This is a genomic window from Streptomyces sp. NPDC091371 (genome assembly GCF_040684275.1).
Taxonomy (GTDB): Bacteria; Actinomycetota; Actinomycetes; order Streptomycetales; family Streptomycetaceae; genus Streptomyces.
Window position 1 is genome coordinate 90,217 of the sequence record NZ_JBFBFP010000028.1, and the last position, 16,484, is coordinate 106,700.

Annotated in this window: 12 protein-coding genes; 9 read left to right on the forward strand and 3 right to left on the reverse strand. The window is 71.0% G+C overall.

The window, feature by feature from the left end:
* Positions 1 to 62 precede the first annotated feature (62 nt).
* Positions 63 to 4,031: a type VII secretion protein EccCa gene (gene eccCa, locus AB0O21_RS26495; RefSeq protein WP_365174796.1), complete on the reverse strand. Its 3,969-nt coding sequence runs from the start codon at positions 4,029 to 4,031 to the stop codon at positions 63 to 65.
* Positions 4,032 to 4,241: 210 nt separating this feature from the next.
* On the opposite strand from eccCa, the gene eccD reads away from it, so the two are divergent.
* The 6 genes from eccD to AB0O21_RS26525 all read left to right on the forward strand — a co-directional run bounded on the left by eccD (position 4,242) and on the right by AB0O21_RS26525 (position 11,370).
* Positions 4,242 to 5,759, forward strand: coding sequence for a type VII secretion integral membrane protein EccD (gene eccD / locus AB0O21_RS26500; RefSeq protein WP_365174798.1), 1,518 nt, complete (start codon positions 4,242 to 4,244; stop codon positions 5,757 to 5,759).
* A gap of 171 nt (positions 5,760 to 5,930) precedes the next feature.
* Complete coding sequence (gene rpsO, locus AB0O21_RS26505) at positions 5,931 to 6,218, forward strand: 30S ribosomal protein S15 (RefSeq protein ID WP_365174801.1); 288 nt, start codon at positions 5,931 to 5,933, stop codon at positions 6,216 to 6,218.
* Between the two features lie 305 nt (positions 6,219 to 6,523).
* Complete coding sequence (locus tag AB0O21_RS26510; protein WP_365174837.1) at positions 6,524 to 8,746, forward strand: polyribonucleotide nucleotidyltransferase; 2,223 nt, start codon at positions 6,524 to 6,526, stop codon at positions 8,744 to 8,746.
* Positions 8,743 to 10,122 (forward strand): pitrilysin family protein, encoded by a 1,380-nt coding sequence (locus tag AB0O21_RS26515; protein ID WP_365174804.1) that lies wholly within the window; start codon positions 8,743 to 8,745, stop codon positions 10,120 to 10,122. Before AB0O21_RS26510 ends, AB0O21_RS26515 begins: the two co-directional genes overlap by 4 nt.
* Before the next feature lie 26 nt (positions 10,123 to 10,148).
* Complete coding sequence (gene dapB / locus AB0O21_RS26520) at positions 10,149 to 10,901, forward strand: 4-hydroxy-tetrahydrodipicolinate reductase (protein WP_365174806.1); 753 nt, start codon at positions 10,149 to 10,151, stop codon at positions 10,899 to 10,901.
* Between the two features lie 16 nt (positions 10,902 to 10,917).
* Positions 10,918 to 11,370, forward strand: coding sequence for a hypothetical protein (locus tag AB0O21_RS26525; RefSeq protein ID WP_365174809.1), 453 nt, complete (start codon positions 10,918 to 10,920; stop codon positions 11,368 to 11,370).
* Between the two features lie 36 nt (positions 11,371 to 11,406).
* Here the strand turns inward: AB0O21_RS26525 and AB0O21_RS26530 are convergent, their stop codons facing one another.
* Together AB0O21_RS26530 and AB0O21_RS26535 are read right to left on the reverse strand one after the other, a co-directional pair.
* Positions 11,407 to 11,967 (reverse strand): PH domain-containing protein, encoded by a 561-nt coding sequence (locus AB0O21_RS26530; protein WP_365174811.1) that lies wholly within the window; start codon positions 11,965 to 11,967, stop codon positions 11,407 to 11,409.
* A gap of 48 nt (positions 11,968 to 12,015) precedes the next feature.
* Positions 12,016 to 12,255: a hypothetical protein gene (locus AB0O21_RS26535; protein ID WP_365174814.1), complete on the reverse strand. Its 240-nt coding sequence runs from the start codon at positions 12,253 to 12,255 to the stop codon at positions 12,016 to 12,018.
* A gap of 214 nt (positions 12,256 to 12,469) precedes the next feature.
* On the opposite strand from AB0O21_RS26535, the gene thyX reads away from it, so the two are divergent.
* The 3 genes from thyX to AB0O21_RS26550 all read left to right on the forward strand — a co-directional run bounded on the left by thyX (position 12,470) and on the right by AB0O21_RS26550 (position 16,110).
* Positions 12,470 to 13,210 carry an FAD-dependent thymidylate synthase gene (gene thyX / locus AB0O21_RS26540; RefSeq protein WP_365174817.1) on the forward strand — a complete coding sequence of 247 codons (741 nt, stop codon included), beginning with the start codon at positions 12,470 to 12,472 and terminating at the stop codon, positions 13,208 to 13,210.
* Positions 13,211 to 13,410: 200 nt separating this feature from the next.
* Positions 13,411 to 14,310 (forward strand): 4-hydroxy-tetrahydrodipicolinate synthase, encoded by a 900-nt coding sequence (dapA, locus tag AB0O21_RS26545; RefSeq protein ID WP_365174819.1) that lies wholly within the window; start codon positions 13,411 to 13,413, stop codon positions 14,308 to 14,310.
* 114 nt (positions 14,311 to 14,424) lie between these two features.
* Entirely contained in the window at positions 14,425 to 16,110 is a 1,686-nt protein-coding gene (locus tag AB0O21_RS26550) for a ribonuclease J (RefSeq protein ID WP_365174822.1), read from the forward strand.
* The last annotated feature ends 374 nt before the right edge of the window (positions 16,111 to 16,484 follow it).

Sequence of the window (16,484 nt, forward strand, 5' to 3'; positions counted from 1 at the left end):
CTCGGTGGCGCGTTCTTCACCGCCGATTATCGGCGCTGCGCCGCCCGAGGGGACGGGATTCCTCACATCCCCGGCATCCGCCCGAGCTGCACCAGCGACGTACCCCGCCTGCGCGAGGCGTAGAAGGCCCGGCCCGGCGGCATCGGACGCGGCCGGACGCTGCCGACCAGGTCGCCCTCGGACGGATCGCCGGACAGGACGACGCCCTGCGCGCCCAGCTCCTTGATCCGCTGCATGAACGGCTCGTACAGCGAGCGCGAGGCACCCGCCGAGTTACGCGCGATGACGAACCGCACGCCCGTGTCCCGGGCGAACGGCAGGAACTCCACCAGCGGGGCGAGGGGGTTGCCCTGGCTCGTCGCCACCAGGTCGAAGTCGTCGATGACGATGAACACGTCCGGGCCCGTCCACCAGCTGCGGTCCCGCAGCTGCCGCGGAGTCACGTCGGCCGGCGGCTGCCGGCGCGAGAACACCCCGCCCAGCGCCTCCATGTGCGTCTGCAGGGAGCTCGCCGTCGGCGCGTACTCCAGCAGGTGCTCCTCCGGCAGCGCCCCCAGCAGGCTCCGCCGGTAGTCGCCCACGACCAGGCGCGCCTGGTCCGGGGTGTAGCGCTGCGCGATCTGCCGGGCGATGAGCCGCAGCAGGTTCGTCTTGCCCGACTCGCTCTCGCCGAAGACGAGGAGGAAGGGGTCGGACTCGAAGTCGACGAACACCGGCTCCAGATCGGTCTCGTCGATGCCGATCGCGAGCCCGCGCCGCGGGTACTCCCCGCCCTTGGGCAGCTCGTCGGAGCGGAGCAGCCGCGGCAGCAGCCGTACGCCGGGAGCCGCGGCCCCCGCGCAGTTCTGCCGCACGGCCCGCACGAAGGCCGCGGTGGCCTCCGACAGGCCGTCCGCCTCGTGCGAGCCGTCGATCCGCGGCAGCGCGCCCAGGAAGTGCAGCTTCTCCGCGACCTGACCGCGCCCGGGCATCCCCGCCGGGACGTTCGCGGCGACCTTCCGGTCGAACTCGGAGTCCATGACGTCGCCGAGCCGCAGCTCCAGCCGGCCCAGCAGCTGGTCCTTGAGCGCGGGCCGCACCTCCATGTACCGGGCCGCGGTGATCACCACGTGGATGCCGTAGCCCAGACCGCGGGCCGCGACGTCCGTGACGACCTGCTCCAGGCCCTCGTACTCGCCCCGGAAACCGCCCCAGCCGTCGATGACGAGGAACACGTCGCCCCACGGCTCGCCGGGCAGGTCGCCCGCCGCGCGCCGGCGCCGGTAGGTGCCGATCGAGTCGATGTCGTTCGCCCGGAAGAACTCCTCGCGGCGGCCCAGGATCCCCGCCACCTCCGAGACCGTGCGCCGCACCCGCTCCGGGTCCAGCCGCGAGGCGATCCCGCCCACGTGCGGCAGCCCGGCGACCGCCGACAGACCGCCGCCGCCGAAGTCCAGCCCGTAGAACTGCACCTCGCGCGGGGTGTGCGTGAGCGCGAACGCCGAGATCAGCGTCCGCATCAGCGTCGACTTCCCCGACTGCGGACCGCCGACCACCAGCATGTGGCCCGCCGCACCCGAGAAGTCCCGGTACAGCACCTCGCGCCGCTGCTCGAACGGCTTGTCGACGAGGCCGAGGGGTACGACGAGCCCGCCGGGCCGCGTGTACCCCTGCGCGTGCAGCCCGCGCTCCGCGCCCGGCGCCAGGGCCGGCAGCAGCTGGTCCAGCGCCGGCGCCCGGTCGAGCGGCGGCAGCCACACCTGGTGCGCCGGCACCCCCTGCCCCTCCAGCCGGCCCACGATCACGTCCAGCACCGTGTCCGCGAGCGCGTCGTCCTCCCGCGGCGCCTGCTGCGCCGCCGGGTACGCCGGGTCCGGGGCCGCGTACACCACCGGCACCGGCGCCGCCGTGAACAGCGCGGGCCGCCGCTCCACCGGGAACGCGCCCGCCGACGGGTCCGGCCCGCCCGAGCGGTGGGGGCCCGAGACGTACGCCGCCTTGAAGCGGGTCATCTCGTCCGTACCGAACTTCAAGTAGCCCGAACCGGGCACCGACGGCAGGTGGTAGGCGTCCGGCACACCGATCGCGGTCCGCGACTCCGCCGCCGAGAAGGTCCGCAGACCGATCCGGTACGACAGGTACGTGTCCAGGCCGCGCAGCTTGCCCTCCTCCAGCCGCTGCGAGGCCAGCAGCAGGTGCACGCCCAGCGAACGGCCGATGCGGCCGATCTGGATGAACATGTCGATGAAGTCCGGCTTCGCGGTCAGCAGCTCGCTGAACTCGTCGATGACCAGCACCAGCGAGGCCAGCGGCTCCAGCGGGGCGCCGGCCGCGCGGGCCTTCTCGTAGTCGTGGACGTTCGCGTAGTTGCCCGCGGAGCGCAGCAGCTCCTGCCGGCGCTGCAGCTCGCCGCGGATCGAGTCGCCCATCCGGTCCACGAGCGTGAGGTCGTCCGCCAGGTTGGTGATGACGGCCGCGACGTGCGGCAGCTGCCCCATGCCGGTGAAGGTCGCACCGCCCTTGAAGTCGGCGAGTACGAAGTTCAGCGTCTCCGAGGTGTGCGTGACGGCCAGCCCCAGCACCAGCGTGCGCAGCAGCTCCGACTTGCCGGAACCGGTCGCGCCCACGCACAGGCCGTGCGGGCCCATGCCCTCCTGCGCCGCCTCCTTCAGGTCCAGCATCACCGGGGCGCCGTCCTCGCCGACACCGATCGGCACGCGCAGCCGCTCACCGGCCGACCGCGGCCGCCAGGTCCGCGCCACGTCGACGCAGGCCGCGTCGCCCAGGTTCAGCAGGTCCGTGAAGTCCAGGTTGGCGAGCAGCGGCTCGTCCTCGTCCCCGCCGCCGGTCCGCAGCGGCGCCAGCTGCCGGGCCAGGGCCTCCGCCGCCGGCAGCGACAGGGTGTCCGGGACGCCCTCGTAGGCCACGCCCGCACCCGACTCCAGCCGCAGCCGGCCCGGCCGCACCACGACCGACAGCCCGCCCCGCGCCTCGGCCGGCTCGCCCGCGACCACCTCGACGACGGTCACGCCCTGCAGCCCCTCGGCCGCCGCGAACGCCGAGTCCGGCGGCACCAGGGCACCGCGGGGCGAGTCGCGGTCCAGCACCACCACCAGGTGCGGCTGGTCCAGCAGCGGGGGCACCTCGCGGCCGAACCGCGGCCGCCCCTCCAGCCGGGACCCCAGCAGCCCCTCCAGCTCCGCGAGATCATCGCCGAACAGCCGCTTCGTACCGGCCCCGTCGACCTGGCCCGGCACCTGCGCGTGCGGCAGCCACTTCGTCCAGTCCCACGCGGCCACCGCCCCAGGCGCCGCCACCACGGCCACCACCAGGTCGTCGGGGGAGTGCAGCGTCGCCAGCTGCGCCACCAGCGCCCGGGCCGTACCGCGCGCCGACTCGGGCTCCCCGGACACCGCCACGTGGTAGAACGCCCGCATCGACACCGCCACGGGCAGCCCGTCCAGCGCGGAGTGCACCGCCAGGAAGCGCTGCATCGCGCCCGCCGTCAACGGCTCCAGCTCGTCCACCGGGGCCGTGTCCGGAGCCACCAGCGGCGTCGCCAGCCGCTGGGAGCCGAGGCCGATCCGCGCCTGGGCGAAGTCCGCGTCGCCGACCCGGCGCTCCCACAGCCGCGAGCCCCCGGCCACCACCGACCACAACTGATCGGGGGCCGGGTGCAGGTACAGCTGCGCGTCGCGCTGCGCCCGCGCGGTCCGGCGTACCCGGCGGCGCGTCCGCGCCAGGTATCTGAGGTAGTCCCGGCGGACATCGGCCATCTGCCCCTGCGTACCGCGCCGGTGGCGCACCAGCTGGGCGATGACCAGGCCCACGGTCGACGCCAGCATCAGCACGCCCATGATCCGCATGACGGGACCCGGCGCCAGGAAGAAGAACACGACCGACGAGCCCATGCCGAGCATCGGCAGGACCTGCATCAGCACGCCCTCCTGCCGGCCGCGCGGGAGTTCCGGAGGCGCCTCCAACAGCAGCTCGTCCGAAGGGACTTCGGGCGGCAGGGACCGCGGCGGGCGCTTGACGACGATCTGGCTCACCAGAGCATCCATCTCTCGGGCACGGACGGGACACCGCAGCCGGCGCCCCCAACTCCCGGGCACGGAGCAGGTCTTCTCCGCGCGACCGCGATCCTATGCGTCCGACGGTCCGTCACACGCCCGGTATGGTGGCGCGCCCAATGCCCGTCAGGGCATGCGCTCCGCGAACCGCCCGTCGTCGCCCCAGGCGTCAACCAGGAGGTCACACAGGTGAGTACGGCCGCAACGACGGGCTTCCGCAGGGTCACCGTCGTGGCCCCGGACAGCCGTATCGACGTCGCCCTTCCGGAGGACATCGCCGTCGCCGACGTCTGTCCCGAACTGCTGCGCCTCACCGGCCAGACCCAGCCCGTCGGCGCCCCCACCGGCTTCCACCTCGTACGCCGCTCCGGCACGGTCCTCGACGGCGCGCGCACCCTCGCCGCCCAGCAGGTCCTCGACGGAGAAGTGCTCAGCCTGCGCCCCTTCGCCGAGTCCCTGCCGCCCGCGGTCTTCGACGACGTCTCCGACGCCATCGCCTCCGCCGTCGTGCGCGACCGGCGCCGCTGGAGCGACGACATGCTGCGCGGCGCGGGCCTGGCCGGCGCCGCACTGCTCCTCGTCACGCTGGGCTTCGTCCTCTGGTACGCCGACCCGGTCCGCCACGACACGAGCGGACTGCCCGGCGTCATCGCCGGCGTCCTCGGCATCCTGCTCACCGCCGTCGCCGGGGTCCGCGCCCGCGTCTACAGCGACCGCGGCTCCGCCGTCGCGCTCGGCCTCAGCGCGCTGCCGCACCTGCTGATCGCCGGCTCCGCGATCGCCGCCCCGGCCGCCGGCCAGGGCCCCGGCCGGCTCCAGTTCCTCCTCGGCTGCGTCTGCGTCATGGTCGCCTCCGTCGCCCTGGTCGCGCTCACCCCCAGCGGGGACGCCCCCTTCGTCGCGGCCGCCCTCGCCGCCGCCACCGGCACCCTCGCCGCCTTCGCGGCCATCGCCACCGGGGCCTCCGCCGCCCGGACCGCCGCGGTCTGCGCCCCCGTCGCCATCGGCCTGGTCGCCTACCTCCCCGGCCTCTCCGCCCGCGTCGCCCGGCTGCCCATCGGCTACGCGCCCCCGAGCAGCGCCGCAGACGAGTACACCGAGCCCACGGCGACCCCGGACCGCTACGACACCGACCCGTACGGTGACCCGCCCGGCGCGGACGGCACCGGGCAGGGCGCCCCGCTCGACGCCGGGGCCATCGCCGCACAGGCCCGCCGCGGCCACGAGATGCTGCTGGGCCTGGTCGCCGGCTGCGCGGCGGTCGCCGTCGGGTCCGCCGCCGTCCTCGCCTTCTCCGGCGACACCGGGGGCCGCCTGCTGGCCCTCGCCACCGGCCTCGCCATGCTGCTGCGCGCCCGGATCTTCCGGCGCACCTCGCAGGTGGTCTGCGCCCTGACCGCGGGCCTGGCCGCCGTCGCCCTGCTGATCCTGGGCCTGGCCCTGCACACGCCGGCCGCCCTCCCCGAAGCCGTGGCAGCCGCCCACGGCCGCGGCGGCACGGACGTCCGTACGATCTGGCTGACCGCTGCCGTCGCCGCCGGAGCGGCCCTCCTCACCGGAATTGCGCTTGTCATCCCCCGCACGGGCCTGTCACCCTTCTGGGGAAGGCTGCTCGACCTCACCGAGGCGGCGGTCCTGCTCAGCCTGTGCCCGCTGGCCCTGGCCGTGCTGGACGTCTACTCCCGGGCCCGCTCTCTCACCAGCTGAGACGCCGCGACCCGGCAGCCTGGTACGCTGTGTGACGGCCGTTTGTGTACGCGCTCCCGGAATCCTCTGGAAGCTGCGCTCAGCGGACCCCGCCTCCCGAGTTACGGAAGATCCCCAGAGAATTCGACCTGGGGCACTCGGTGGCAACGAAGACCTAAACGAGGAGTACGCGTGCCGCTCGACGCCGCTACGAAGAAGCAGATCATCGCAGAGTTTGGTGCCAAGGAGGGCGACACCGGCTCCCCCGAGGTCCAGGTCGCGATGCTGTCCCGCCGCATCTCGGACCTGACCGAGCACCTCAAGACCCACAAGCACGACCACCACTCCCGTCGTGGTCTGCTGATCCTGGTCGGCCAGCGTCGCCGCCTGCTGCAGTACCTGGCCAAGAAGGACATCCAGCGCTTCCGTGCGCTGGTCGAGCGCCTCGGCATCCGCCGCGGTGCGGCCGGCGCCAAGTAAAGCGCTGTGGAGGGAGCGGTTCCCACATCCGGGGGCCGCTCCCTTTGCTGTACGTGCGGACCGGACCGGACCCTTTGTAGTCTGGAACGGACGCCCGTGTGCGTCTGAGGAAGACGTGCACAACTGAAGAGGAGGAGCGCCCTCCCTACGCCGCCGGTCCTCGGTAGTGGCACCCGGAATGCCCCCGCGGGCACCGAACCGGATGCTTCGATCGAAGACCGGCCCCCAGGCCAGGCGCGCTTCTCCGCAACCGTCCACCGCCACACGGGCGGCGGACGGAGACGACGAAAATGGAGAAAACGCTAGTGGAGAACGAGACCCACTACGCCGAGGCCGTCATTGACAACGGTTCCTTCGGCACCCGCACCATCCGCTTCGAGACGGGCCGTCTGGCCCGCCAGGCCGCCGGCTCCGCCGTTGCCTACCTGGACGACGACACGATGGTCCTCTCCGCGACCACCGCGTCGAAGAAGCCCAAGGACCAGCTCGACTTCTTCCCCCTGACGGTGGACGTCGAGGAGCGCCAGTACGCGGCCGGCAAGATCCCCGGCTCGTTCTTCCGCCGCGAGGGCCGCCCCTCCGAGGACGCGATCCTCACCTGCCGCCTGATCGACCGCCCGCTGCGCCCGTCCTTCAAGAAGGGCCTGCGCAACGAGATCCAGGTCGTCGCCACCATCATGGCGCTCAACCCGGACCACCTGTACGACGTCATCGCGATCAACGCCGCGTCCGCGTCCACCCAGCTGGCCGGCCTGCCCTTCTCCGGCCCGATCGGCGGCGTCCGCGTCGCGCTGATCCGCGGCCAGTGGGTGGCCTTCCCGACGCACACCGAGCTCGAGGACGCCGTCTTCGACATGGTCGTCGCGGGCCGCGTCCTGGAGGACGGCGACGTCGCGATCATGATGGTCGAGGCCGAGGCCACCGAGAAGACCATCGCCCTCGTCAAGGGCGGCGCCCAGGCGCCGACCGAGGAGATCGTCGCCGCGGGTCTCGACGCCGCGAAGCCGTTCATCAAGGTCCTCTGCAAGGCCCAGGCCGACCTGGCCGCCAAGGCCGCCAAGCCCGAGGGCGAGTTCCCGGTCTTCCTGGACTACCAGGACGACGTGTACGAGGCCCTCGCGGCCGCCGTCAAGGGTGACCTCTCCCAGGCGCTGACCATCGCGGGCAAGCAGGACCGCGAGGCCGAGCTGGACCGCGTCAAGGAGATCGCCGCCGAGAAGCTCCTCCCGGCCTTCGAGGGCCGCGAGAAGGAGATCTCCGCCGCCTACCGCAGCCTGACCAAGGCCCTGGTGCGCGAGCGCGTCATCAAGGACAAGGTCCGCATCGACGGCCGCGGGATCACGGACATCCGTACCCTCGCCGCCGAGGTCGAGGCCATCCCGCGCGTGCACGGCTCGGCGCTGTTCGAGCGTGGCGAGACCCAGATCCTGGGCGTCACCACCCTCAACATGCTCCGCATGGAGCAGCAGCTGGACACCCTCTCCCCGGTGACCCGCAAGCGCTACATGCACAACTACAACTTCCCGCCGTACTCCGTCGGCGAGACCGGCCGCGTCGGTTCGCCGAAGCGCCGCGAGATCGGCCACGGCGCGCTCGCCGAGCGCGCGATCGTGCCGGTCCTCCCGACCCGCGAGGAGTTCCCCTACGCGATCCGCCAGGTGTCCGAGGCCCTCGGCTCCAACGGTTCGACGTCCATGGGCTCGGTCTGCGCCTCCACCATGTCGCTGCTGAACGCCGGTGTGCCGCTCAAGGCCCCCGTCGCCGGTATCGCCATGGGCCTGATCTCCCAGGAGATCGACGGCAAGACGCACTACGTCGCCCTCACCGACATCCTCGGTGCGGAGGACGCCTTCGGCGACATGGACTTCAAGGTCGCCGGCACCAAGGAGTTCGTCACCGCGCTCCAGCTGGACACCAAGCTCGACGGCATCCCGGCCTCCGTCCTGGCCGCGGCCCTCAAGCAGGCCCGCGACGCCCGCCTCCACATCCTCGACGTGATGATGGAAGCGATCGACACGCCGGACGCGATGTCCCCCTTCGCCCCGCGGATCATCACCGTCAAGATCCCGGTGGACAAGATCGGTGAGGTCATCGGCCCCAAGGGCAAGATGATCAACCAGATCCAGGAGGACACCGGCGCCGAGATCACGATCGAGGACGACGGCACCATCTACATCGGTGCCTCCGACGGCCCGGCGGCCGAGGCCGCCCGCGCCACGATCAACTCGATCGCCAACCCGACCATGCCGGAGGTCGGCGAGCGCTACCTGGGTACGGTCGTCAAGACCACCACCTTCGGTGCCTTCGTCTCCCTGATGCCCGGCAAGGACGGCCTGCTGCACATCTCGCAGATCCGCAAGCTCGCCGGTGGCAAGCGCGTGGAGAACGTCGAGGACGTGCTCGCGGTCGGCACCAAGGTCCAGGTGGAGATCGCCGAGATCGACCAGCGCGGCAAGCTCTCCCTGATCCCCGTGATCGACGGCGAGGCCGCCGGTGACGACGCTGACAAGGACGACTCCGACAAGTGACGTCGCGTAGTTCCCGTGTGACGGCCCGCCCCTCTTCGGAGGGGCGGGCCGTCGCCCGTACCCAAACCCTCCTCAAGGGCAGCAACGGCATCGGCACCGTCCGGCGCACCGTCCTCCCCGGCGGTCTGCGCGTGGTCACCGAGACACTGCCCTCGGTCCGCTCCGCCACCTTCGGCATCTGGGCCAATGTGGGCTCCCGCGACGAGACCCCGTCGCTGGCCGGCAGCACGCACTACCTGGAGCACCTCCTCTTCAAGGGCACGCGACTGCGCAGCGCCCTCGACATCTCCTCCGCGATCGACGCGGTCGGCGGCGAGATGAACGCCTTCACGGCGAAGGAGTACACCTGCTACTACGCGCGGGTGCTCGACACCGACCTGCCGCTGGCCATCGACGTCGTGTGCGACATGCTCACCGGCTCGCTGATCCGCGAGGAGGACGTCGACGCCGAGCGCGGGGTCATCCTCGAAGAGATCGCGATGACCGAGGACGACCCGGGCGACATGGTCCACGACCTGTTCGCGCACACCATGTACGGGGACACCCCGCTGGGCCGCCCCGTCCTCGGCACCGTCGACACGATCAACGCGCTCACCGCCGACCGGATCCGCCGCTTCTACAAGAAGCACTACGACCCCCGCCACCTGGTGGTCGCCGCGGCCGGCAACGTCGACCACAACAAGGTCGTCCGCCAGGTCCGCGCCGCCTTCGAGAAGGCCGGCGCGCTGAAGCACACCGACGCCGAGCCGATCGGCCCGCGCACCGGCGCCAAGCGCATCCGCACCTCCGGCCGCGTCGACCTGGTCAACCGCAAGACCGAGCAGGCCCACGTGGTCCTCGGCATGCCGGGCCTGGCCCGCACCGACGAGCGCCGCTGGGCGCTGGGCGTGCTGAACACCGCGCTGGGCGGCGGCATGTCCTCGCGCCTGTTCCAGGAGGTGCGGGAGAAGCGCGGCCTGGCCTACAGCGTGTACTCGTACACCTCGGGCTTCGCCGACACCGGCCTCTTCGGCGTGTACGCGGGCTGCCGCCCCAACCAGGTCCACGACGTGCTCCGGATCTGCCGCGACGAGCTCGACAAGGTGGCCTCCGACGGGCTCGCCGACGAAGAGATCAAGCGGGCCGTCGGCCAGCTCTCCGGCTCCACCGTCCTCGGCCTGGAGGACACCGGCGCGATCATGAACCGGATCGGCAAGAGCGAGCTGTGCTGGGGCGACCAGATGTCGGTCGACGACATGCTGGCCCGCATCGCCGCGGTGACCCCGGACGACGTCCGGTCGGTCGCACAGGATGTACTGGCCCAGCGGCCCTCACTCGCGGTGATCGGCCCGCTGAAGGAGAAGCAGGCGGCCCGCCTCGACGAAGCGGTCGCCTAATTCCGTACGGACGTAAGGGAAGCAATATGAGCAAGCTGCGCGTGGCGGTCCTCGGCGCTCAGGGCCGCATCGGCTCCGAGGCGGTCAAGGCCGTCGAGGCCGCCGAAGACATGGAGCTGGTGGCCGCGCTCGGCCGCGGCGACAAGCTGGAGACGCTGGCCGAGGCCGGCGCCGAGGTCGCCGTCGAGCTGACCACCCCCGCCTCGGTGATGGAGAACCTGGAGTTCCTCATCCGCCACGGCATCCACGGAGTGGTCGGCACGACCGGCTGGAACGAGGACCGCCTCGCGCAGCTGAACACCTGGCTCGCCGCTTCCCCGAAGACCGGGGTGCTCATCGCCCCGAACTTCTCCATCGGCGCCGTCCTCACCATGAAGTTCGCCGCCCAGGCCGCCCGCTACTTCGAGTCCGTCGAGGTCGTCGAGCTGCACCACCCGAACAAGGTCGACGCGCCCTCCGGCACCGCGACCCGTACGGCGCAGCTCATCGCGGCCGCCCGCGCCGAGGCCGGCCTCGGCGCGCAGCCCGACGCCACCGCCACCGCCCTCGACGGCGCGCGCGGCGCGGACGTCGACGGCGTCCCGGTGCACGCCGTCCGCCTGCGGGGCCTGCTGGCCCACCAGGAGGTGCTCCTCGGCGGCGAGGGCGAGACGCTGACCATCCGTCACGACTCCCTGCACCACAGCAGCTTCATGCCGGGCATCCTGCTCGGCGCGCGCCGCGTGACGCAGACCCCGGGCCTCACCTTCGGCCTGGAACACTTCCTCGACCTGGGCTGACCGGACTGATTCCACGATGCGCGCGAAGATCACGTACTTCCTCACGGCCGCCGTCCTGGTCGTCTACTTCGTCCTGGCCGGCAGCCGGGGCCTGATGCTGATCCAGCACGGGACCTGGCTCTCCGTCACCTTCGGGGTGGCCGTGCTGATCCTGCCGGTCATCGGCGTCTGGTTCCTCTGGCAGAACACCCGGTTCGTCACCAAGGCCAACCAGCTCGCGACCGAGCTGGAGGCCGAGGGCGGCCTGCCCGTCGACGAGCTGGAACGCGACCAGTACGGCCGGATCCTGCGGGACTCCGCCGACGAGGTCTTCGCGCGCCGCAGGGCCGAGACCGAGGACGCGCCGGGGGACTGGCGCAACTGGTTCCGGCTCGCCGTCGCCTACCGCGACGCCCGCGACACCCCGCGGGCCCGCACGGCCATGCAGCGCGCCATCGCCCTGCATGACGAGAAGCCCGTACAGGCCTGACCTGTACGGGCTTCCCGCGCGGGCTCCGCTACGACGTCACACGGCGACGGGCCGGTACTCGTCGGCCCAGGCCCCGACGGTGTCGGCGGCCCGGTCGAAGGCCTCGGCCCGCGACAGGAAGTCGGCGTTGTGGTCGGTCAGCAGCACCGGCAGCTCCGCGCCGTCACGCGCGGCCGCCGTCAGCGCCTGCCCCTGTACGGTCCGCGGCAGCCCGAGCAAGCGGACCGGCTGCTGGACCGTACGCAGCTCGACGATCTCGCTCCAGGCAACCGAGCGCGTCCCGAAGAACCCCACGCGGCGCAGCCCCGCACGGCTCACCCACACGCCCATCTGCAGCATCCGCAGCGCCGACCCGACCACCGAGAGGGCGGCGACCAGGCACACCGCCGCCCCGGCCCACGCGCCCACGAAGGCGATGATCATCGTGGCCAGCAGCATGAAGGCGGACACCAGGAGCAGCACCGCGGAGATCGCCACCCGCCAGGGGCCGGGCCGGTAGGGGCGCCGCCAGCGGTCGTGGTCGACATGGGCCAGTACCGCGTCGGCATCGTCGTCCGCGTCGGACACGCCGTCGGCCGTCAGGAAGGGCAGGGGCACGGCTGGACCTCACTCACATGCACGTTCGGTTGGGCTGTGCCCGTGAGGCTACCGCCCCTCGGAGGCCTGCGACTGCTGCGACTTCTCGGGCGCCTTGCTCGGCTGCAGTGCCGGCATGCCGAAGAGCAGCGAGCCGACGAGCCCCGCCACCACGGTCAGACCGACCAGACTACGGGCGGCCAACTGGCTCTTGCTCAGACTCTCGCGCGGCGGCGGAGTGACGTTGCTGCGGAATCGGTCGGCCTCGGCGACGAAGGCGAACGGGACGGGTTCGCGCCGGCGGAACATCAGGGTGAGCCTCCTCGGGACGGGTGGTGTGCGCTCTCCTGGATAGACGTACGAACCGCACAATCGGTGCCGGATTTCGGGACATTAACCAAATTTCATGTCGGAGCGTCAGCTGTTCGCCCGTCCGGGCCGCCCCCGCTGCCTGCGCGGAGAGCCGCGCGGAGCGCCGTAGAGTGGGCGCGCCCCATGAAAGACCCGTTCGGAAGGACCTCCGGTGCGCGAGACCGCCGCTTCAGATCTGAAACCCAGCTTCCGCAGCGATGTGACGGTGGAGCTGGTGAAGCACACCGCCACCGACTCCGACGTGCTGTGGGCCGCCCGTGTCTCCACGGCCGGCGAGCAGTCCCTCGACGAGCTGCAGAAGGATCCGGAGCGCTCCAAGGGCCTCATCAACTACCTGATGCGCGACCGCCACGGCAGCCCCTTCGAGCACAACTCGATGACCTTCTTCATCAGTGCCCCGATCTTCGTGTTCCGCGAGTTCATGCGCCACCGCGTGGGCTGGTCCTACAACGAGGAATCGGGCCGCTACAGGGAGCTGGAGCCGGTCTTCTACGTCCCGGACGCCGAGCGCAAGCTCGTCCAGGAGGGCCGCCCGGGCAAGTACGTCTTCGTCGAGGGCACCGAGGCGCAGCAGGAGCTGACCGGCCGGGTCATGGAGGACTCGTACCGGCAGGCCTACGAGGCCTACCAGGAGATGCTCGCGGCCGGCGTGGCCCGCGAGGTTGCCCGTTCGGTCCTGCCGGTCGGCCTCTTCTCGTCGATGTACGCCACCTGCAACGCGCGCTCGCTCATGCACTTCCTCGGCCTGCGCACCCAGCACGAGCTCGCGACGGTGCCGTCCTTCCCGCAGCGGGAGATCGAGATGGTCGGCGAGAAGATGGAGCAGCACTGGGCGAAGCTCATGCCGCTCACGTACGCGGCCTTCAACAACAACGGCCGCGTCGCCCCGTAAGGGCCGGTGTGCCCGTCGCGCACACATGTGCTGAGCTAAGTCCGAAGTGTCCGTATTGCGACGCTTCGTAAAGTTCATCTAGGCTGATCAAACGGACCCGGCACTGCTTGAACCCCCGAGCAGGCAGTGCCGGCGTCCAACACCCTGTTGACGTCCCCCGAGGGGACACCGCGAGCATGGCAGCGAGTAGCGTGTTACCCATGGCTCCGATCTCGACTCCGCAGACCCCCTTCGGGCGGGTCCTCACCGCCATGATCACGCCGTTTACGGCGGATGGCGCACTCGACCTCGACGGCGCGCAGCAGCTCGCCGTCCACTTGGTGGACGCAGGCAACGACGGCCTGATCATCAACGGCACCACCGGTGAGTCGCCGACCACCACCGACGCGGAGAAAAACGACCTCGTACGAGCCGTGCTCGAAGCCGTCGGAGACCGCGCCCACGTGGTCGCCGGCATCGGTACCAACGACACCCGCCACACCCTCGAGCTGGCCCGCCAGGCCGAGCGCACCGGCGCCCACGGCCTGCTCGCCGTCACCCCGTACTACAGCAAGCCGCCGCAGGAGGGCCTCTTCCGGCACTTCACGGCGATCGCCGACGCCACCGAGCTGCCGGTGATGCTCTACGACATCCCCGGCCGCAGCGGCGTCCCGATCGAGACGGAAACCCTCGTCCGGCTGGCCGAGCACCCCCGTATCGTCGCCAACAAGGACGCCAAGGGCGACCTCGGCCGCGCCAGCTGGGCCATCGCGCAGAGCGGCCTCGCCTGGTACTCCGGCGACGACATGCTGAACCTGCCCCTCCTGTCCGTCGGCGCGGTCGGCTTCGTCTCCGTGGTCGGCCACGTGGTCAGCCCCGACCTGCGCGCCATGCTGGAGGCCCACCTGGGCGGGGACGTCCAGAAGGCCGCCGAGATCCACCAGAAGCTGCTCCCCGTCTTCACCGGCATGTTCCGCACCCAGGGCGTGATGACCACCAAGGCCGCCCTGAACCTGCAGGGCCTGCCGGCGGGCCCGCTACGACTCCCGCTGATCGAGCTGACCCCCGAAGAGACGGCCCAGCTCAAGATCGATCTTGCCGCGGGCGGGGTACAGCTCTGACAACAGACTTCACAACTGAATAAGCAAGACCACAACAGACATAAGCAAGTGCACGAACGACATGCGCGCCACGTGCCTTCCGAGGTACGTGGCGTGTGTGGTGAGGAGAGACTTTTGAGCCATCCGCATCCTGAACTCGGTCCGCCGCCGAAGCTCCCCAAGGGCGGCCTCCGGGTCACCCCCCTGGGTGGCCTCGGTGAGATCGGCCGCAACATGACCGTCTTCGAGTTCGACGGTCGCCTCCTGATCGTCGACTGCGGCGTCCTCTTCCCCGAAGACGAGCAGCCGGGCATCGACCTGATCCTTCCGGACTTCTCGTCCATCCGGGACCGGCTCGACGACATCGAGGGCATCGTCCTCACGCACGGTCACGAGGACCACATCGGCGCCGTCCCGTACCTCCTGCGGGAGAAGCCGGACATCCCGCTGATCGGCTCCAAGCTGACGCTGGCCCTCATCGAGGCGAAGCTCCAGGAGCACCGCATCCGCCCCTACACCCTGGAGGTGAAGGAAGGCGAGCGCGAGAACCTCGGCCCCTTCGACTGCGAGTTCATCGCGGTCAACCACTCCATCCCGGACGCGCTGGCCGTCGCCATCCGCACGGGCGCGGGCATGGTCGTCGCCACCGGCGACTTCAAGATGGACCAGCTCCCGCTGGACGGCCGCCTCACCGACCTCCACGCCTTCGCGCGCCTGAGTGAGGAGGGCATCGACCTCCTCCTCTCGGACTCCACGAACGCCGAGGTCCCGGGCTTCGTCCCGCCGGAGCGCGACATCTCGAACGCCATCCGCGGCGTCTTCGCGAGCGCCCAGAAGCGGATCATCGTGGCCTCCTTCGCCAGCCACGTGCACCGCATCCAGCAGATCCTCGACGCCGCCCACGAGTACGGCCGTCGCGTCGCCTTCGTCGGCCGCTCGATGGTCCGCAACATGGGCATCGCCCGCGACCTGGGCTACCTCCGGGTCCCGGCCGGCCTCGTCGTCGACGTCAAGACCCTCGACGACCTGCCGGACGACGAGGTCGTGCTGGTCTGCACGGGCTCCCAGGGCGAGCCGATGGCGGCCCTGTCCCGCATGGCCAACCGCGACCACCAGATCCGCATCGTCCCCGGCGACACGGTGATCCTGGCGTCCTCGCTCATCCCCGGCAACGAGAACGCGGTCTACCGCGTGATCAACGGCCTGACCCGCTGGGGCGCCAATGTCGTCCACAAGGGCAACGCCAAGGTCCACGTCTCGGGCCACGCCTCCGCCGGCGAGCTGCTGTACTTCTACAACATCTGCAAGCCGCGGAACCTGATGCCGGTCCACGGCGAATGGCGCCACCTGCGCGCCAACGCCGAGCTCGGCGCCATGACGGGCGTTCCGAAGGACCGCATCGTCATCGCCGAGGACGGCGTGGTCGTCGACCTCATCGACGGCAAGGCCCGGATCTCCGGCAAGGTCCAGGCCGGCTACGTGTACGTGGACGGCCTCTCGGTCGGCGACGTCACCGAGGCCTCGCTCAAGGACCGCAAGATCCTCGGCGACGAGGGCATCATCTCGGTCTACGTCGTGGTGGACAGCAGCACGGGCAAGGTCGTCAGCGGCCCGAACATCCAGGCCAGGGGCTCGGGCATCGATGACTCCGCCTTCGGCCCGGTGGTCGCCAAGATCGAAGAGGCCATCGCCCGCGCGGCCTCCGACGGCGTGGCCGAGCCGCACCAGATCCAGCAGCTCATCCGCCGCACGATGGGCAAGTGGGTCTCGGACAGCTACCGCCGCCGCCCGATGATCCTCCCGGTCGTCGTCGAGGTCTGACCCTCGCCGTAACGACATCACTGGAGCGGGGCAACCGGATTTGCATCCGGGGGCCCCGCTCCAGTACGTTTACGTCTCCACCCCAGCACAACAGCCGGGCACACATGTGTGTCCGGTCGAGTCATGCGGGCGGGTGGGAATCCAGACCTGGGGAAACCTGATAAAGTCTGGTTCTCCCGAAAGGGAAAGGCCCCCCGAAGGCCATCGGAATTCCAATCCGGTCGGAAACGACTGAGAAAAGGTTCTGATAGAGTCGGACTCGCCGGAAAGGGAAACGCGAAAGCGAAAACCTGGAAAGCACCGAGGAAGTCGGACACGAAAGAGTCTGATAGAGTCGGAAACGCAAGACAGCAGAACGAAAGCCCGGAGGAAAG

Coding starts and splice junctions, on each gene's coding strand:
- AB0O21_RS26535 (WP_365174814.1), bottom strand. CDS start 12,255: ATGTTCCGCCGGCGCGAACCCGTCCCGTTCGCCTTCGTCGCCGAGGCC.
- AB0O21_RS26525 (WP_365174809.1), top strand. CDS start 10,918: ATGCGCGCGAAGATCACGTACTTCCTCACGGCCGCCGTCCTGGTCGTC.
- dapB (WP_365174806.1), top strand. CDS start 10,149: ATGAGCAAGCTGCGCGTGGCGGTCCTCGGCGCTCAGGGCCGCATCGGC.
- dapA (WP_365174819.1), top strand. CDS start 13,411: ATGGCTCCGATCTCGACTCCGCAGACCCCCTTCGGGCGGGTCCTCACC.